Source organism: Mesorhizobium sp. B2-5-11, assembly GCF_006440835.1.
GTDB lineage: Bacteria > Pseudomonadota > Alphaproteobacteria > Rhizobiales > Rhizobiaceae > Mesorhizobium.
Window position 1 is genome coordinate 431,541 of sequence record NZ_VFUK01000001.1, and the last position, 12,589, is coordinate 444,129.

At 62.3% G+C, this 12,589-nt stretch carries 18 protein-coding genes; 17 read left to right on the forward strand and 1 reads right to left on the reverse strand.

Going from position 1 to position 12,589, the window contains the following annotated elements; genetic code table 11:
- Positions 1-7: 7 nt before the first annotated feature.
- The 9 genes from FJ490_RS02150 (at position 8) to FJ490_RS02190 (ending at position 5,280) form a co-directional block, all read left to right on the forward strand.
- Positions 8-586, forward strand: a complete 579-nt coding sequence (locus FJ490_RS02150; protein WP_140767618.1) for a hypothetical protein — start codon at positions 8-10, stop codon at positions 584-586.
- Complete coding sequence (locus FJ490_RS02155) at positions 586-1,140, forward strand: crossover junction endodeoxyribonuclease RuvC (RefSeq protein WP_140767619.1); 555 nt, start codon at positions 586-588, stop codon at positions 1,138-1,140. Before FJ490_RS02150 ends, FJ490_RS02155 begins: the two co-directional genes overlap by 1 nt.
- Entirely contained in the window at positions 1,140-1,772 is a 633-nt protein-coding gene (locus FJ490_RS02160) for a hypothetical protein (RefSeq protein WP_140767620.1), read from the forward strand. The genes FJ490_RS02155 and FJ490_RS02160 overlap by 1 nt, the downstream gene beginning before the upstream one ends.
- A complete protein-coding gene (locus tag FJ490_RS02165) occupies positions 1,769-3,247 on the forward strand; it encodes a DnaB-like helicase C-terminal domain-containing protein (RefSeq protein ID WP_140767621.1) in 1,479 nt (492 codons plus the stop codon). Before FJ490_RS02160 ends, FJ490_RS02165 begins: the two co-directional genes overlap by 4 nt.
- A gap of 169 nt (positions 3,248-3,416) precedes the next feature.
- Positions 3,417-3,599, forward strand: coding sequence for a hypothetical protein (locus tag FJ490_RS02170; protein WP_140767622.1), 183 nt, complete (start codon positions 3,417-3,419; stop codon positions 3,597-3,599).
- The gene (locus FJ490_RS02175; protein WP_140767623.1) at positions 3,596-3,928 is read left to right on the forward strand and encodes a hypothetical protein; all 333 of its coding nucleotides are present in this window, start codon (positions 3,596-3,598) and stop codon (positions 3,926-3,928) included. The genes FJ490_RS02170 and FJ490_RS02175 overlap by 4 nt, the downstream gene beginning before the upstream one ends.
- A complete protein-coding gene (locus tag FJ490_RS02180) occupies positions 3,925-4,377 on the forward strand; it encodes a hypothetical protein (RefSeq protein WP_181171850.1) in 453 nt (150 codons plus the stop codon). Before FJ490_RS02175 ends, FJ490_RS02180 begins: the two co-directional genes overlap by 4 nt.
- Positions 4,374-4,613, forward strand: a complete 240-nt coding sequence (locus FJ490_RS02185; protein WP_023803165.1) for a hypothetical protein — start codon at positions 4,374-4,376, stop codon at positions 4,611-4,613. The genes FJ490_RS02180 and FJ490_RS02185 overlap by 4 nt, the downstream gene beginning before the upstream one ends.
- Positions 4,600-5,280, forward strand: coding sequence for a hypothetical protein (locus FJ490_RS02190; protein ID WP_140767624.1), 681 nt, complete (start codon positions 4,600-4,602; stop codon positions 5,278-5,280). The genes FJ490_RS02185 and FJ490_RS02190 overlap by 14 nt, the downstream gene beginning before the upstream one ends.
- Here the strand turns inward: FJ490_RS02190 and FJ490_RS02195 are convergent.
- Positions 5,277-5,507: a hypothetical protein gene (locus FJ490_RS02195; protein ID WP_140767625.1), complete on the reverse strand. Its 231-nt coding sequence runs from the start codon at positions 5,505-5,507 to the stop codon at positions 5,277-5,279. The two genes, FJ490_RS02190 and FJ490_RS02195, sit on opposite strands and share 4 nt — an antisense overlap.
- A 14-nt stretch (positions 5,508-5,521) precedes the next feature.
- Between FJ490_RS02195 and FJ490_RS02200 the strand changes: the two genes are divergently transcribed.
- From FJ490_RS02200 to FJ490_RS02240, 8 genes are all read left to right on the forward strand, one after another.
- Positions 5,522-6,025: a hypothetical protein gene (locus tag FJ490_RS02200; RefSeq protein ID WP_140767626.1), complete on the forward strand. Its 504-nt coding sequence runs from the start codon at positions 5,522-5,524 to the stop codon at positions 6,023-6,025.
- Positions 5,958-7,301: a terminase family protein gene (locus tag FJ490_RS02205; protein WP_348641008.1), complete on the forward strand. Its 1,344-nt coding sequence runs from the start codon at positions 5,958-5,960 to the stop codon at positions 7,299-7,301. Before FJ490_RS02200 ends, FJ490_RS02205 begins: the two co-directional genes overlap by 68 nt.
- Positions 7,301-9,109 (forward strand): phage portal protein, encoded by a 1,809-nt coding sequence (locus tag FJ490_RS02210; RefSeq protein ID WP_140767627.1) that lies wholly within the window; start codon positions 7,301-7,303, stop codon positions 9,107-9,109. The genes FJ490_RS02205 and FJ490_RS02210 overlap by 1 nt, the downstream gene beginning before the upstream one ends.
- The gene (locus FJ490_RS02215) at positions 9,109-9,369 is read left to right on the forward strand and encodes a hypothetical protein (RefSeq protein WP_140767628.1); all 261 of its coding nucleotides are present in this window, start codon (positions 9,109-9,111) and stop codon (positions 9,367-9,369) included. Before FJ490_RS02210 ends, FJ490_RS02215 begins: the two co-directional genes overlap by 1 nt.
- Before the next feature lie 316 nt (positions 9,370-9,685).
- Positions 9,686-10,834, forward strand: a complete 1,149-nt coding sequence (locus tag FJ490_RS02225; protein ID WP_140767630.1) for a DUF2213 domain-containing protein — start codon at positions 9,686-9,688, stop codon at positions 10,832-10,834.
- A 2-nt stretch (positions 10,835-10,836) separates the two neighbouring features.
- Positions 10,837-11,274, forward strand: a complete 438-nt coding sequence (locus FJ490_RS02230) for a DUF2190 family protein (protein ID WP_140547134.1) — start codon at positions 10,837-10,839, stop codon at positions 11,272-11,274.
- Positions 11,275-11,288: 14 nt separating this feature from the next.
- Positions 11,289-12,242, forward strand: a complete 954-nt coding sequence (locus tag FJ490_RS02235) for a major capsid family protein (protein ID WP_140767631.1) — start codon at positions 11,289-11,291, stop codon at positions 12,240-12,242.
- Between the two features lie 10 nt (positions 12,243-12,252).
- Positions 12,253-12,588, forward strand: coding sequence for a hypothetical protein (locus FJ490_RS02240; RefSeq protein WP_140767632.1), 336 nt, complete (start codon positions 12,253-12,255; stop codon positions 12,586-12,588).
- Position 12,589: the final 1 nt, after the last annotated feature.

Genomic DNA, 12,589 nt, shown 5'->3' on the forward strand with positions numbered 1-12,589 from the left:
AAACACCATGAGTGCAAAGCGCAAGGCAGCAGAGCCGCAGGCCGGCCACAACGTCGACGTCGGCGAGGCTGACCGCAAGGTTCTGTTCTTCATCGGTCGCAAGAACTATCTCGCCGCGCTCGCCGAGCAGAAGGCGGCAACAGCCAAGCTCAAACAGGTTGGCAAGGTCATCAAGGCCGATCTTGGCGAATATGGGCTTGACCAAATCAAGGCTTATGAGAAGGCCCAAACCCCGGAAGGCCTCGCCAAGATCAAGGCGGCGCAGGAAGCCGAGCGCCAGGCCCTGCGGTTCGCCGGTGTCCCGATCAACACCCAACTCGACATCTTCACCGACCGCATGCCGCTGGACGAGCGCGCCTATCGCGACGGCGAGGAAGCGGGCCTGCGCGGTGATACCCTGTCCAATCCCTACAGCGAGGCTTCACCCGAAGGGCAGGAATGGGCGCGTGGTTGGCATGACGGGCAGGGCGCTCTCTTTGCCGGCATCAAGAAGAAGGAAGACGCGGCGGCCGATGAATTGATTAAGGCCGGCGACGAGGATCCGGACTTTCTCGATGACGAAGACGAGAAGGATGAGGCCGCCTGATGTCGCTGATCCTCGGCCTCGACATCGCGACAGTGACCGGGTTCGCTTGGTATGAGCCCGGCTCCTCACTGTCGTCGATCAAGACCGGCCTCATCAAGGCGGCCGGCGACAATGCCGAGGAGAAGGCGGAATCGCTCGGCCGCCAGTTGCGCGACATGATCAAGGGCAACCGCCCCGACTTTGTGGCGATCGAGCAGCCGATGCGCAATGTCGTGTCGTTCAAGAAGACGCGCCAGACGCTTGCCGGCCCGGTCGACGAGCAAACCATCAACCCCAACGCCTTGCAGCTCGAGGGGCTGGTCTGCGCCGCAGTGGCCATCATCGGCGGTGGCTATGGCATTCCGTGGGAAACCATTCCGTCGTCGACATGGCGGAAACATTTCCTCGGCATGGGGCGATCACCAGGATTCGACCGCGCCATGTGGAAGCGGGCCGCGATCGAACGCTGCCGGGTTCTGAAGATCGACGTGAAGAATGCGGATGCCGCGGAAGCGGTAGGCATCGCGATGGCCGGCGAGGCCTGTCAGCGGTTCAAGATGGCGAGGGCGGCGTGATGGCTCGCATACTAGTTGCCTGCGAATATTCCGGCACCGTCCGGCGCGCCTTCGCCAATCGGGGCCATGATGCATGGTCATGCGATCTCCTGCCTTCCGAGGATCGCAGCAACAAGCACATTGTCGGCGACGCCCGCGACCTTTTGGGCGATGGCTGGGACTTGCTCATGGTCGCACACCCGCCTTGCACCCGGCTTTGCAACAGCGGCGTTCGCTGGCTCTCGGTCCCGCCGCCCGGCAGGACAGCAGACGACATGCAGCGCGAGCTACGCGAAGGTGCGGCGCTGTTCTCCGCCTTCTGGAATGCACCGATCGAACGCGTTTGCGTCGAGAACCCCGTCATGCATCGCCATGCCAAGGTGCTGATTGAGAACTACCGCGAGCCGGCGCAGTCGGTTCAGCCTTGGCAGTTCGGCCACGGCGAGACCAAGCGAACGTGCTTCTGGCTAAAGAACCTCCCGCCTCTTGTGCCGACCAACATTGTCGACGGTCGCGAGCCCCGCGTTCATCACGCCTCGCCCGGCCCGAACCGTTGGAAGGAGCGTTCCCGCTTCTTTGCAGGGATCGCCGAAGCGATGGCCGACCAGTGGGGCGGCCTGCCTGATGATCTATTCGCGAGGGCCGTCGCATGAACGCGCATCCCCGAGACTTCAAAGCGCCATTGCCTGACGCCATCGAGGCCGAGGCCGCGCTGCTTGGTGCCATCCTCCACACCAATGACGCCTATTGGCGCGTGGCCGGGTTCCTGAAACCCCAGCACTTCCATGAACGGCTGCATGGAACGCTCTACGAGGTGATGGGCACGATGATAGCCGAGGGCCGGCCGGTCAACCCGATCACCATCAAGCCCTATATCCCCGCCGAGGAGATGGTCGGGGAACTGACCATGTTCCAGTATGTGATCCGGCTGTTTTCCGAGGCAGTCACGACATCGGGCGCCTACGACTATGCCCGCGGCATCATCGAGATGTGGGCCAGGCACCAGCTCATCGCCGCGGCGAATGACCTCGACGCGCTGGCCCGCAACATGCCCGTCGATATGACGCCGGAGAAGATCATCGGCGCGACGGCTGACGAACTTACCCGGATTGCTAGGGAAGGGAACGAGCGCGCCGCCTCGCTGCAATATGGCGTCATCTTGCCGAACGCGGTCACCAAGGCGGCCAAGTCGAGCGGTGATGCCTCTTCGCGCATTCCCTGGTTCCTGCCGGAGATCACATCAGCGCTCGGCGATATCAGGCGCGGCAATCTTATCGGGCTGATGTCGGATTCGGGCGGCGGCAAGACATCCTTCAGCCTTCAGCAATGCCGCTTCGCCGCCTCTCAGGGCTTCAAGAGCGCATTCTTCTCCATCGAGGTGACCGACGAGGAGGCCGCGCTCCAAGCCGCCGCCCAGCAGTCGCATATCTCGCTGGGCCGTATCGACGCCTACACGCTCAACTCGAAGGAAACCGGCGACCTCGAGAAGGAGATGATGACCTCGACCGACCTGCCGTTCTACATCGTCGGCTTTGGTGAGTGCACGCTGTCCGATATCAGGATCAAGGCCGAGGCCATGGTCAAGAGCCAGGGTCTGGACCTGATCATCATCGACCACGCCAAGATGATCACGTTGCCCAATCCCAAGGACATGTTCGCCGAGCGCGTCAATGCGCTCTACCGCGGGCTGAAGGCGCTGGCCAAGACGCTGAACGTCGCCGTGGTCATCCTCATCCAGCGCAATGACGACTGGAAACGCCGGTGGCAGTCCAGTGGATCATTCACAGCCTTCCGGCCGGTCATGGGCGATGCCTACGGCGGCGGATCGATTAAGCAGGCCCTGGACGTCTGGTTTTCACTCTACCGGCCGGAGCCGCTGTTCCGCGAGATGATCCCGACCATGCCGCCGGAGCGGTTGTCGCAAAAGCAGATCGAGGACGGCGCGCTGACCAAAAAGCAGATCATGATCCAGAAGATGGATGAATCGCGCGGCAAGGCGGCCATCATCAACCACAAGCGCCGGCGCGGCGAGCCCGGGCAATCGCCCCAGATCGGTTTTGAAGCCGAGTTCACGCTGTTCAAGTCGCTGATGGAAGAGGCGCCGCCTTCATTCGAGGGGTTCGACTGATGAAAATGCCAACCGGTCTCAATTGCCCATCATGCGGCTCAGACCTGTCTACGATCATAGACACGCGGAAGGCTGAGAACGCCAAGATCCGCCAGCGTCGGTGCTTCAAGTGCTCGGAGGTCTACAGGACCATCGAGACCATCGCGAAAATCAGGATTGGAGGCAAAGCATGACAGCGGCGCTGGTTAAAGCGGCCAAGGCACTTATCGATTCCGTCACCTTCGACGTTTCGGGCGTCGATGGGCGCGGCGGCAACGGCGGTCTCACGTCGATCGAGACCATCCGAAAGTGTGACGAACTGCGGCTTGCCATCTATCGCGAAGAACGCGACGAGAAAGACGACAAGGCATGACCACATCCTTCCTGCCCGAATACAACGCTGTGCCCGTTCGTGGTGGCTATCGCGGTTCATACCGCCTGTTCGATAGCCAGCCGTTCCGGTTCATCCCCGGCTGCGAACCTTATCCGACCGCCGGCCAAGCGCTGACGGCCGCCAAGGAATACGTTCGCCTCCGCCTGAACCCGCCGATACGCGGCGAGGTCACGGAGGCCAAGGATGTGCTCGGCCTTGCGGCATGGCATGTCGAAAAGGCAGCACAGCGCGCGGCAGAGCAGGAGCAGGCGCTGGGCGCCATCATCGTCAAGGGCAGGCAGGTCAAGGTCGAGCGGAGGCGCGCATGAAGCTGGATCCGCGCGTCCAGGCCATGTGCGACGAGTTCGGCATCCGCATCGTCGAGAAGCACCGCTATCCGGAGCCGGGCGAGACGCGCGCGGTCGAAACGCTGGCCAGGATCATGCGCCGGCACGGGGAAGGGCACTTGCGCCTGGTCCTGTCGACGCTGGCCGAAACCGACAACAACAAGGGGCAGCTCGACGAGGTGCTGTTCTGGGCCGCGTCGGACATGGTGCGGGCATGCCCCGAGATCATCGAGCGCCGCGCCGGCGATTGGCTGGCCATGTGGGATGCTTGCCCGGTCGGCGAGCTCCAGTTTATTGCTCAGGATCTTCGCGGTGTTGTGCCACTAAGATTTGCCCTTGTCGGCATGCTATATGAGCGTGTGGTCAAAGCATTTGGCCCGCGGGCAATCCAGCCGGATTTGTTCGATGATCGCAGGAGATATTCGGCATGAGTAACGTCGTATCGCTTCATGGCGACAAACGCTGGAAAGCTGTTCTCGTCTACGACCACCAGAACGGTCCCATCACGATCGAGCACTTTTTGGAAGAAATTTCCGAGCTCCATAACGTCATTGAGCACGGCCCGGACTGGAACACCCTGATTACGTGCACGGTGACAATCAACCGGACGGACGGCGGCGAGGAGCAGAACAGCCAGGAAAAGGAAGCGCGCCATGAACATCGGTGAGATCGCGGAGCGCTTCATCCGCCAGGCTGAGATCGAGCGTGCCAGCCATGAGCACATCGGGCCGGCGGCGCTTCGTGCGCAGCAGCTGCCATATGTGCACACCTACACGGACAAGCTCGGCTGGCGCAAAGAGGTCGGCGACAAGCTCGACCCGAAGGCCGATCCGCTGGCAGACGAGCGCAAGGCGTTCTGGGAGCGCATCGGCATCATGCCCACGGCGCAGGAGCTCAGCGAACTGGAGGCGCTGCACGAATGGCTGCTCGCCGTCGGCAACGAGAAGGAACGTCGCGCCCTGCTTGCCTGGGCTCGATCTAAGGTCGGCGGCAAGTCGTTTCGGCGCTGGTGTTTCAAGGTCGAAGGCATCCATCCGAACACTGGTCGAGATCGGAAAAACCGCGCCTTGCAGCAAATTTCAGCCATTCTCGCCCGCAGGACGTCGCAGAATAGCGAAACGGCCGAAATCAGGCTGTTGCACCACACCCATGAAATCAGCGATGTTTCGGCTACGCTCGCAGAAGATGCGGGAGAACGAGACCACCTCAATTCATGGATCGCCGACGGCGCCTTCGCCAAGATCCTCTCATCCGAAAATGACGATTTCTCTTGGGCCGCCAAGCGCAATGAGATGCGCCGGCAGCGGGAAGCGCAGCGGCGGAAGGCGGCCTAGGCCAAGTGGTCGCGATCTATTGTAGCGATCACGCCCTCAAGAGCCGCAACTGACCGCTTCGACCTCTCAACATGGGCGGCGGTCATGTCAACTCGGCCCTTGGTTGGGTCGATGGTCCACATGCTGGTGATGCCGGCTTCGGCGTTTGCGATGAACCGGCGCTCGTCTTCGAGGTTTTCGACAAGCTCGGCTCGGAATTTGTTCCAATCGTCTTTCGTGGCGGCCATGGTTCCCCTCCCAAGTGAAGGCGGGCACCAAACCACCAAAAGCCACCATGCGCAAGAAAGCAGAGGGTTTCTTGACCAGCAATAAAAAGGCCAAGGCCTCCCCGAACAAGGGAGGCAGGCCGCCGGCGATAGAGCCTGATGCCAAGACGCTGAAGACGATACTCGGTCTCGGCAAGATCCAGGCGACGACGCGGGAATGCGCTGCCGTCCTTGGTGTGTCGCATCAAACCTTCATTGCCACCATGCAGCGGCATCCCGAGATCGGCGAAGCGCTGGAGGTCGGCAAGGAGCAGGGCAAGGTCTCACTCCGCCGGACGCAGTTCGCCTTGGCTGCGAAGAACGCCGGCATGGCCATCTTCCTCGGCAAGAACATCCTCGACCAGACCGACCGGCAGGACATCAATTCGTCCGTGACGGTCGATGTGACAGTGACGGACGCGAGGTCGAAGCTTGAACGTCTCATCGCTCGCCAGGCTGGCGCCGGAGCAGATACAGGCAGCGCTCGCAAGCCTCACTGACGACGAGTGCGAAAGCCTGCTCCATGATTGGAGGTTTCTCGCCCGGCCGAACCAGATCGCCCCGAGTGGTGATTGGCAGACATGGCTTGTTCTCGCTGGCCGCGGATTTGGCAAGACGCGATGCGGTGCCGAGTGGGCGAGGGAGCAGATCAAGGCTGGTGCCTCACGCCTTGGCCTCATAGCACCGACGGCATCAGACGCTCGAGACGTGATGGTCGAGGGCGAAAGCGGCATCCTTGCCGTGTGCTGGGCCGGCGACAAGACATTAGATGGCGATCTACTCGGCCGTCCGTCCTATGAGCCGTCCAAGCGGCGGCTGACATGGGCGAACGGGGCGATTGCGACGCTCTTCTCAGCGGAGGAGCCGGAACGCCTTCGCGGTCCCCAGCATGACGTGCTGTGGTGCGATGAACTGGCGGCATGGAAGTATCTTCGTGAGACCTGGGACATGGCTATGTTCGGCCTGCGTCTCGGCGATCGGCCGCGCACATGCATCACGACGACGCCGAAGCCTCTGCCGCTGATCAAGGAAATCGCCAAGGACGCGCATACGGTGCTGACGAAGGGATCGACCTTCGACAATGCCGGCAACCTTGCGCCGACCTTCCTGAAGGCGATCAAGGACAAATACGAGGGCACCAGGCTCGGCCGGCAGGAACTGAACGCCGAGATCCTCGACGATCTGCCTGGAGCGCTGTGGACCCGCGATGCGATCGATAAGAACCGCCTCCGCGACTTCCCTGATCTCCAGCGGGTGGTGGTAGCGGTCGACCCATCAGGCACCAAGGGGCAAAGCGATGACGGCGATGAAATCGGCATTGTCGTGGCCGGCAGAGGTGTTGATGGGCGCGCTTACGTCCTGGCTGACAGGACATGCAAGCTATCTCCTGACGGCTGGGGGCGCCGATCTGTCGATGCATATCATGGCCGCTGGTCGCGGACGCCAGACAAGGTGAAGGCCGACAGGATCGTGGCGGAGCGCAATTTCGGCGGCGCCATGGTCGAGCACGTCATCAAGACCATCGATGCGACCGTTCCCTACAAGGAAGTGACGGCATCGCGCGGCAAGGTCGCGAGAGCCGAGCCGGTGGCCGCACTTTATGAGCAGGGCCGGGTTTCACACGTCGGCTCAATGCCAGAATTGGAAGATCAGATGTGTCTCATCGCACCGGAGGGCTATGTCGGAGAGGGTTCGCCCGATCGCGCCGATGCGCTGGTCTGGGCGTTGACTGAGTTGATGCTCGACGGCTCGACCTTCACGTTGGCGCATATCTGATGGCTGGCAACATCATCACGCTTGCCAGGGACAGCCTGACCAACCTCGTTTCCCGCATGGGGACGGGTCGGGACAAGGCGGCGTCGAGCTATTACGCGTTCACGCCGCTGTCGGATGCGGAACTGCTCAACGCCTACCGAACGGCTTGGCTGCCAAGAAAGATCGTCGACATCCCGGCCTTTGATGCCGTCCGCGCATGGCGCGACTGGCAGGCCGAGGGAAACGTCATCGAACCGATCGAGGCGGAAGAGAACCGGCTTAATGTTCGCGGCAAGGTGTTCGAGGCCAAGGTAAGGGCCAGGCTCTGGGGTGGCGCTGCAATCCATATCGGGACCGGTGACGCTGATCTAGCCGCGCCGCTCGAGATCGAGCGTATCGGCAAGGGAGGGGTCAAATACCTCACCGTTCTGTCGCGCCGCCAGTTGAGCGCCGGCGAGATCGACCGCGACCCGGCGTCTGAGTTCTACGGCCAGCCGAAATTCTACACGCTGACCGCCGGTACAACTGCGCAGGTCCAGATACACCCGTCGCGGCTGGTCATCTTCCAGGGCAATGCGCAGCCGGATATCGATCTGGTCGAAGGCCAGTTGTCTTGGGGCGATAGCGTGCTCCAATCCGTGATGGACGCGATCAAGCAGGCCGATGGCACCGCGGCAAATATCGCCTCGCTGGTGTTCGAAGCGAAGATCGACATCATCAAGGTGCCGAACTTCATGGCGAGCCTCGCCAACGAGGACTACAAGGCCAAGATCCTCGAGCGATACACCCTCGCCAACACGGCCAAGGGCATCAACGGTACCCTGCTCCTCGACAAGGAAGAGGAATACGAGCAGAAGTCGGCATCCTTCGCCACGCTGCCCGACGTGCTCGACCGGTTCTTGCAGATCGTGTCCGGCGCGGCAGACATTCCCGCTACCCGTCTGCTGGGCCAAGCCCCGGCGGGAATGAACGCCACCGGCGAATCGGACCTGCGCAACTACTATGATCGCCTCTCCGCCATGCAGCAGGTCGAGATGACGCCTGCGATGCACCGGCTGGACGAGTGCTTGATCAGGTCCGCGCTCGGCTCGCGCCCGGCCGATGTCTATTACGAGTGGGCGCCGCTCTGGGGCATGTCGGAGAAGGAGAAAGCCGACGTCTTCAAGACGAAGTCGGATGCGGCGCGCGCTCTCGCTGGTGGAAATGGTCAATCACCGCTGCTGCCGATCGATGCGCTCAGCGAGGCGCTGGTCAACGCCTTCGTCGAGGATGGCTCGTTGCCTGGCTTGGAAGCGGCGATCGAGGAATTCGGCACGCTGGCCGAGCAGGAGCCTAGCGAGGAAGATATCGCGGCCGCGGCTGTTGCGGCGCCACCAGAGCGTAAGGCCGCCAACGATGCCGCGCCGCGCACCCTGTATGTGCGCCGGGATGTGGTGAACCGCGCTGAGATCGTCCGCTGGGCCAAGGCGCAGGGCTTCACCGACATTGTGCCCGACCTGCATGTGACCATTGCCTACAGCCGCACGCCGGTCGATTGGTTCAAGGTCGGCCAGTCTTGGTCGGAAAAGCTGGATATCGCAGCCGGAGGACCGCGCCAGATGGACAGGCTTGGGCCGGACGGCAAATACATCGCCCTTCTGATCACGGCCAATGAACTTGTCTGGCGCAACCGCGAGATCAGGGAAATGGGCGCGTCGTGGGATTGGCCCGACTATCAGCCGCACATTTCCATCCAGATCGGCGGCGAAGTCGACTTGAATAAGGTCGAGCCTTACCAGGGCAAGATCGTGCTTGGGCCGGAAATCTTTGAAGAAGTGAGGATTGACTGATGACCCATGAAACCGTCGATGCCGGCAACAAAGTCAAGACCGTCAGCAGCACATCCGACGAGCGCACCGTGAACAATACCATGCGCCACGCCTATCGCGTTCTCTCTGATGAGGAGAAGACCGCCATGCAGGAGATCAAGGACATGGGCCTCGCATTCCATGACCGGATCGCTGCACTCGGCAACAGCCGTGAATTGTCCCTGGCGAAGACGAAGGTGGAAGAAGCCGTGATGTGGACGGTGAAGCACATCACGGCTTAACCACTCTATCCCTTTTGCTTGGCGTGGATGAGTAACCGCCAGACAATAGGCGACTTGTTCGCGTGCTGATGATGGTTCTGAGGAGGAAGTGGATTGCCCTTATTGGCCGCGATCTCATCCCCGCAGTTCTTACACCTGTATATCCCAGAGTTCGGTGGCGCCGACCCTGGGGACCATTCATTGTCGTATGCGACGCTGTCTTCCTCCGTTAGGTATTCACCGTATTTGTAGCCCGCCATCCCGAATCTCCTTTTGTTGGCAATGGAGAGGCTGCACGATTTCCTTCGCGCTGGCGCGGCTAATCCGAGAGTTATCCATGCAATTCATCGACAAAGTATCTGTCGCGGGGACGCGCCAGACCGCTGACGGCTACCTAGTCGCCACCGCGCGCGCCGTGCGCACCGGCATCCAGCTTTACGCGGGACATGAGGTCGGCAAGCCGGATCAGGAGGTTGTGCGCGTCTACCGCGCCGCCGATCAGGTTTTTGCCCAAGACAGCCTCCAGTCGTTCTCCCACGCTCCGATCACCGTCGATCACCCCGACGAGGAGGTGACGGCCGAGAACTGGAAGGCGCTTTCGGTCGGCGAGGTCAGCACTGCCGCCAAGCAGGACGGCCAGTGGGTCATGCTGCCGCTGATCCTCAAGGACGCGGCCGCCATCAAGTCGGTGATGGATGGAAAGCGCGAGCTCTCCGCCGGCTACACCTGCGATCTGGACTTCACGCCCGGTGTGACTGCCGACGGCGAGGCATTCGACGCGCAGCAGCGCGGCATCAAGATCAACCACCTGGCGCTCGTCGATCGGGCCCGGGCCGGTTCAAAAGCTCGCATCGGTGACGGTGTGGGACCATGGGGCGCCGCCCCGATTTCAACCACTGACAAGGAGACCATCACCATGAGTGATGCACTTCGCACTGTGGTCGTGGACGGACTGTCGGTGACCACCACCGATCAGGGCGCCCAGGCCATTTCCAAGCTGCTCGCGGACTTGCAGTGCTCGGCGGCCAAGCTCGCCGATGCCGAAACGAAGCACCAGACCGCTCTTGCGGCCAAGGATGCCGACCTCGCCAAGGCCCACGCCGAACGCGACGCCGCCATCGCCAAGGTGCTGTCGGATGCCGATCTCGACAAGCGTGTCGCGGCCCGCGCCGACCTGATCACGAAGGCCAAGGCGATCGCCAAGGACGTCAAGACCGATGGTCTGTCCGACGGCGCCATCCGCAAGGCCGCCGTCACCGCTGCGCTCGGCGATGCCGCGGTCAAGGACAAGGCCGACGCCTACATCGACGCCCGCTTCGACATTCTTGTCGAGGACGCGGCGAAGAAGATCGGTGGCGCCGATCCGTTCCGCCAGGTCGTGCAGAACGGCCTCCAGACCAATGACGCGGCCGGCACTGTCGCCACCGCCCACCAGGCCATGACCGATCATCTCGCCACGGCCTGGCAGAACAAGAAGGAGGCCTAATCATGCCGGCAGTCCAGACTACCTATAGCGCCCAGCATGCGCGCTGGATCGAGGGCATGGTCCTCAACATGGAGCCGTCCGATATCGTGTCCCGCCTTTGCGAGGACGCGGAAGGCATCGGCTTCGGCAAGGTCGCGGTCCAGGGCACGGCTGACAACCAGGTCGTGGACAGCGAGGCCACCGTCAAGTTCTGCGGCATCGCGGTTCTGGATGCGACGCAGCCGACTGGCAAGTACGAGCAGTACGCCACAGCGGCAATCATGAAGAAGGGCGTCATCGTCGTCCAGGCTTCGGTCGCGGTCGCCGTCGGCGATCCCGTCTACTACGTGCCGGCGACGGGCGTTCTCACGAATGTCTCGACGTCCAACACCCTCATCGCCAATGCTCAGTGGGATACCAGCACCGCCGGTGCCGGCCTCGCTGCGCTGCGCCTCGGCTAACAGGAGCGGCCACAATGAACGCACACATCATGCATGACGCTCAGCAAGTCGCGATGAGCTTCCTTATCCGTCAGGCCACGCTCATCGAGCCGACGGTCTACGCGATCCGGTATCAGGACATCCAGTATCCGTCCCTGGTCCCGGTCGACACCTCCGCCCCGGAATGGATCCAGTCCGTCACCTACTTCTCGATGGACTCGGTCGGCCAGGCGCAGTGGTTCAACGGCAATGCGCACGACGTGCCCAAGGTCGAGCTGACCCGCGAGAAGTTCGAGACGACCGTCTCCATGGCGGCGATCGGCTACGGCTACAATCTCGAGGAACTGGGCACCGCCCAGCTGCTCGGGATGAACCTGTCGAACGACAAGGCTTCGGCCGCGCGCCGCATCGCCGAGGAGAAGATCGACAGCGTTGCCTTCGTCGGCGATGCCGGGAAGGGCTTCCTGGGTCTGGTCAACTCCACCACGCCGACGGCAACCACGGCGCCGGCGGACGGTACGGGTTCGGCCACGACCTTCGCGTCGAAAACGCCCGACCAGATCCTGCGCGACATCAACGGCCAGCTCACCGGCATCTTCACCGGCACGCTGGGCGCGGAGATCGCGGACACCATCCTCCTGCCGTATTCGGTGCTGCTCGACATCTCGACGCGCCGCATCGACGCGGTGAACCAGACCACGATCCTCGAATGGGTGATGAAGAACAACATCTATACGCTGGTGACCGGCCAGCCGCTCACCGTCCGCGGCATGTTCGGCTACCTCGACGCGTCGGGCGCCGGCAGCACCAAGCGCATGGTTGCCTATCGCCGCTCGCCGGAGGTGTTGAAGTTCCACATGCCGATGCCGTTCCGCTTCCTCCCGGCGTGGCAGACCGGGCCGATCAAGTTCGATGTTCCCGGCATCTTCCGTCTCGGCGGCGTCGACATCCGTCGGCCGAAATCGATCCGCTATCTCGACGGCGTCTGAGGAGGCGATGATGAAAGTCACCAACACCCAGGCTGGCCCTCGCGGTCTCAACACCAAGGATGGTCCGGTTCTTGTCGAGCCGGGCCAGACCGTCGATGTCGATCTGTCGGATGCTGAACTGAAGGTTGCCAAGGGCACCGGCTGGTTCGGCTTCGAGGGCGGCAAGACCAAAGCCGCGCAGACCGACGATACGGCCAAGGCCGTCCATCACGGCGGCGGCAAGTTCAACGTCGTGAAGGGCGATGATCTGCTTCTGTCCGGCCTCAACAAGGCCGATGCGGACGCCTTCAACGCCATGAGCGACGAGGACAAGACCGCCTTCATCGACGCCTCGAAAGGCGAATAGT

Coding starts and splice junctions, on each gene's coding strand:
- FJ490_RS02215 (WP_140767628.1), top strand. CDS start 9,109: ATGACCCATGAAACCGTCGATGCCGGCAACAAAGTCAAGACCGTCAGC.
- FJ490_RS02195 (WP_140767625.1), bottom strand. CDS start 5,507: ATGGCCGCCACGAAAGACGATTGGAACAAATTCCGAGCCGAGCTTGTC.
- FJ490_RS02185 (WP_023803165.1), top strand. CDS start 4,374: ATGAGTAACGTCGTATCGCTTCATGGCGACAAACGCTGGAAAGCTGTT.
- FJ490_RS02160 (WP_140767620.1), top strand. CDS start 1,140: ATGGCTCGCATACTAGTTGCCTGCGAATATTCCGGCACCGTCCGGCGC.
- FJ490_RS02225 (WP_140767630.1), top strand. CDS start 9,686: ATGCAATTCATCGACAAAGTATCTGTCGCGGGGACGCGCCAGACCGCT.
- FJ490_RS02170 (WP_140767622.1), top strand. CDS start 3,417: ATGACAGCGGCGCTGGTTAAAGCGGCCAAGGCACTTATCGATTCCGTC.
- FJ490_RS02165 (WP_140767621.1), top strand. CDS start 1,769: ATGAACGCGCATCCCCGAGACTTCAAAGCGCCATTGCCTGACGCCATC.
- FJ490_RS02210 (WP_140767627.1), top strand. CDS start 7,301: ATGGCTGGCAACATCATCACGCTTGCCAGGGACAGCCTGACCAACCTC.
- FJ490_RS02180 (WP_181171850.1), top strand. CDS start 3,925: ATGAAGCTGGATCCGCGCGTCCAGGCCATGTGCGACGAGTTCGGCATC.
- FJ490_RS02240 (WP_140767632.1), top strand. CDS start 12,253: ATGAAAGTCACCAACACCCAGGCTGGCCCTCGCGGTCTCAACACCAAG.
- FJ490_RS02190 (WP_140767624.1), top strand. CDS start 4,600: ATGAACATCGGTGAGATCGCGGAGCGCTTCATCCGCCAGGCTGAGATC.
- FJ490_RS02150 (WP_140767618.1), top strand. CDS start 8: ATGAGTGCAAAGCGCAAGGCAGCAGAGCCGCAGGCCGGCCACAACGTC.
- FJ490_RS02235 (WP_140767631.1), top strand. CDS start 11,289: ATGAACGCACACATCATGCATGACGCTCAGCAAGTCGCGATGAGCTTC.
- FJ490_RS02155 (WP_140767619.1), top strand. CDS start 586: ATGTCGCTGATCCTCGGCCTCGACATCGCGACAGTGACCGGGTTCGCT.
- FJ490_RS02175 (WP_140767623.1), top strand. CDS start 3,596: ATGACCACATCCTTCCTGCCCGAATACAACGCTGTGCCCGTTCGTGGT.
- FJ490_RS02230 (WP_140547134.1), top strand. CDS start 10,837: ATGCCGGCAGTCCAGACTACCTATAGCGCCCAGCATGCGCGCTGGATC.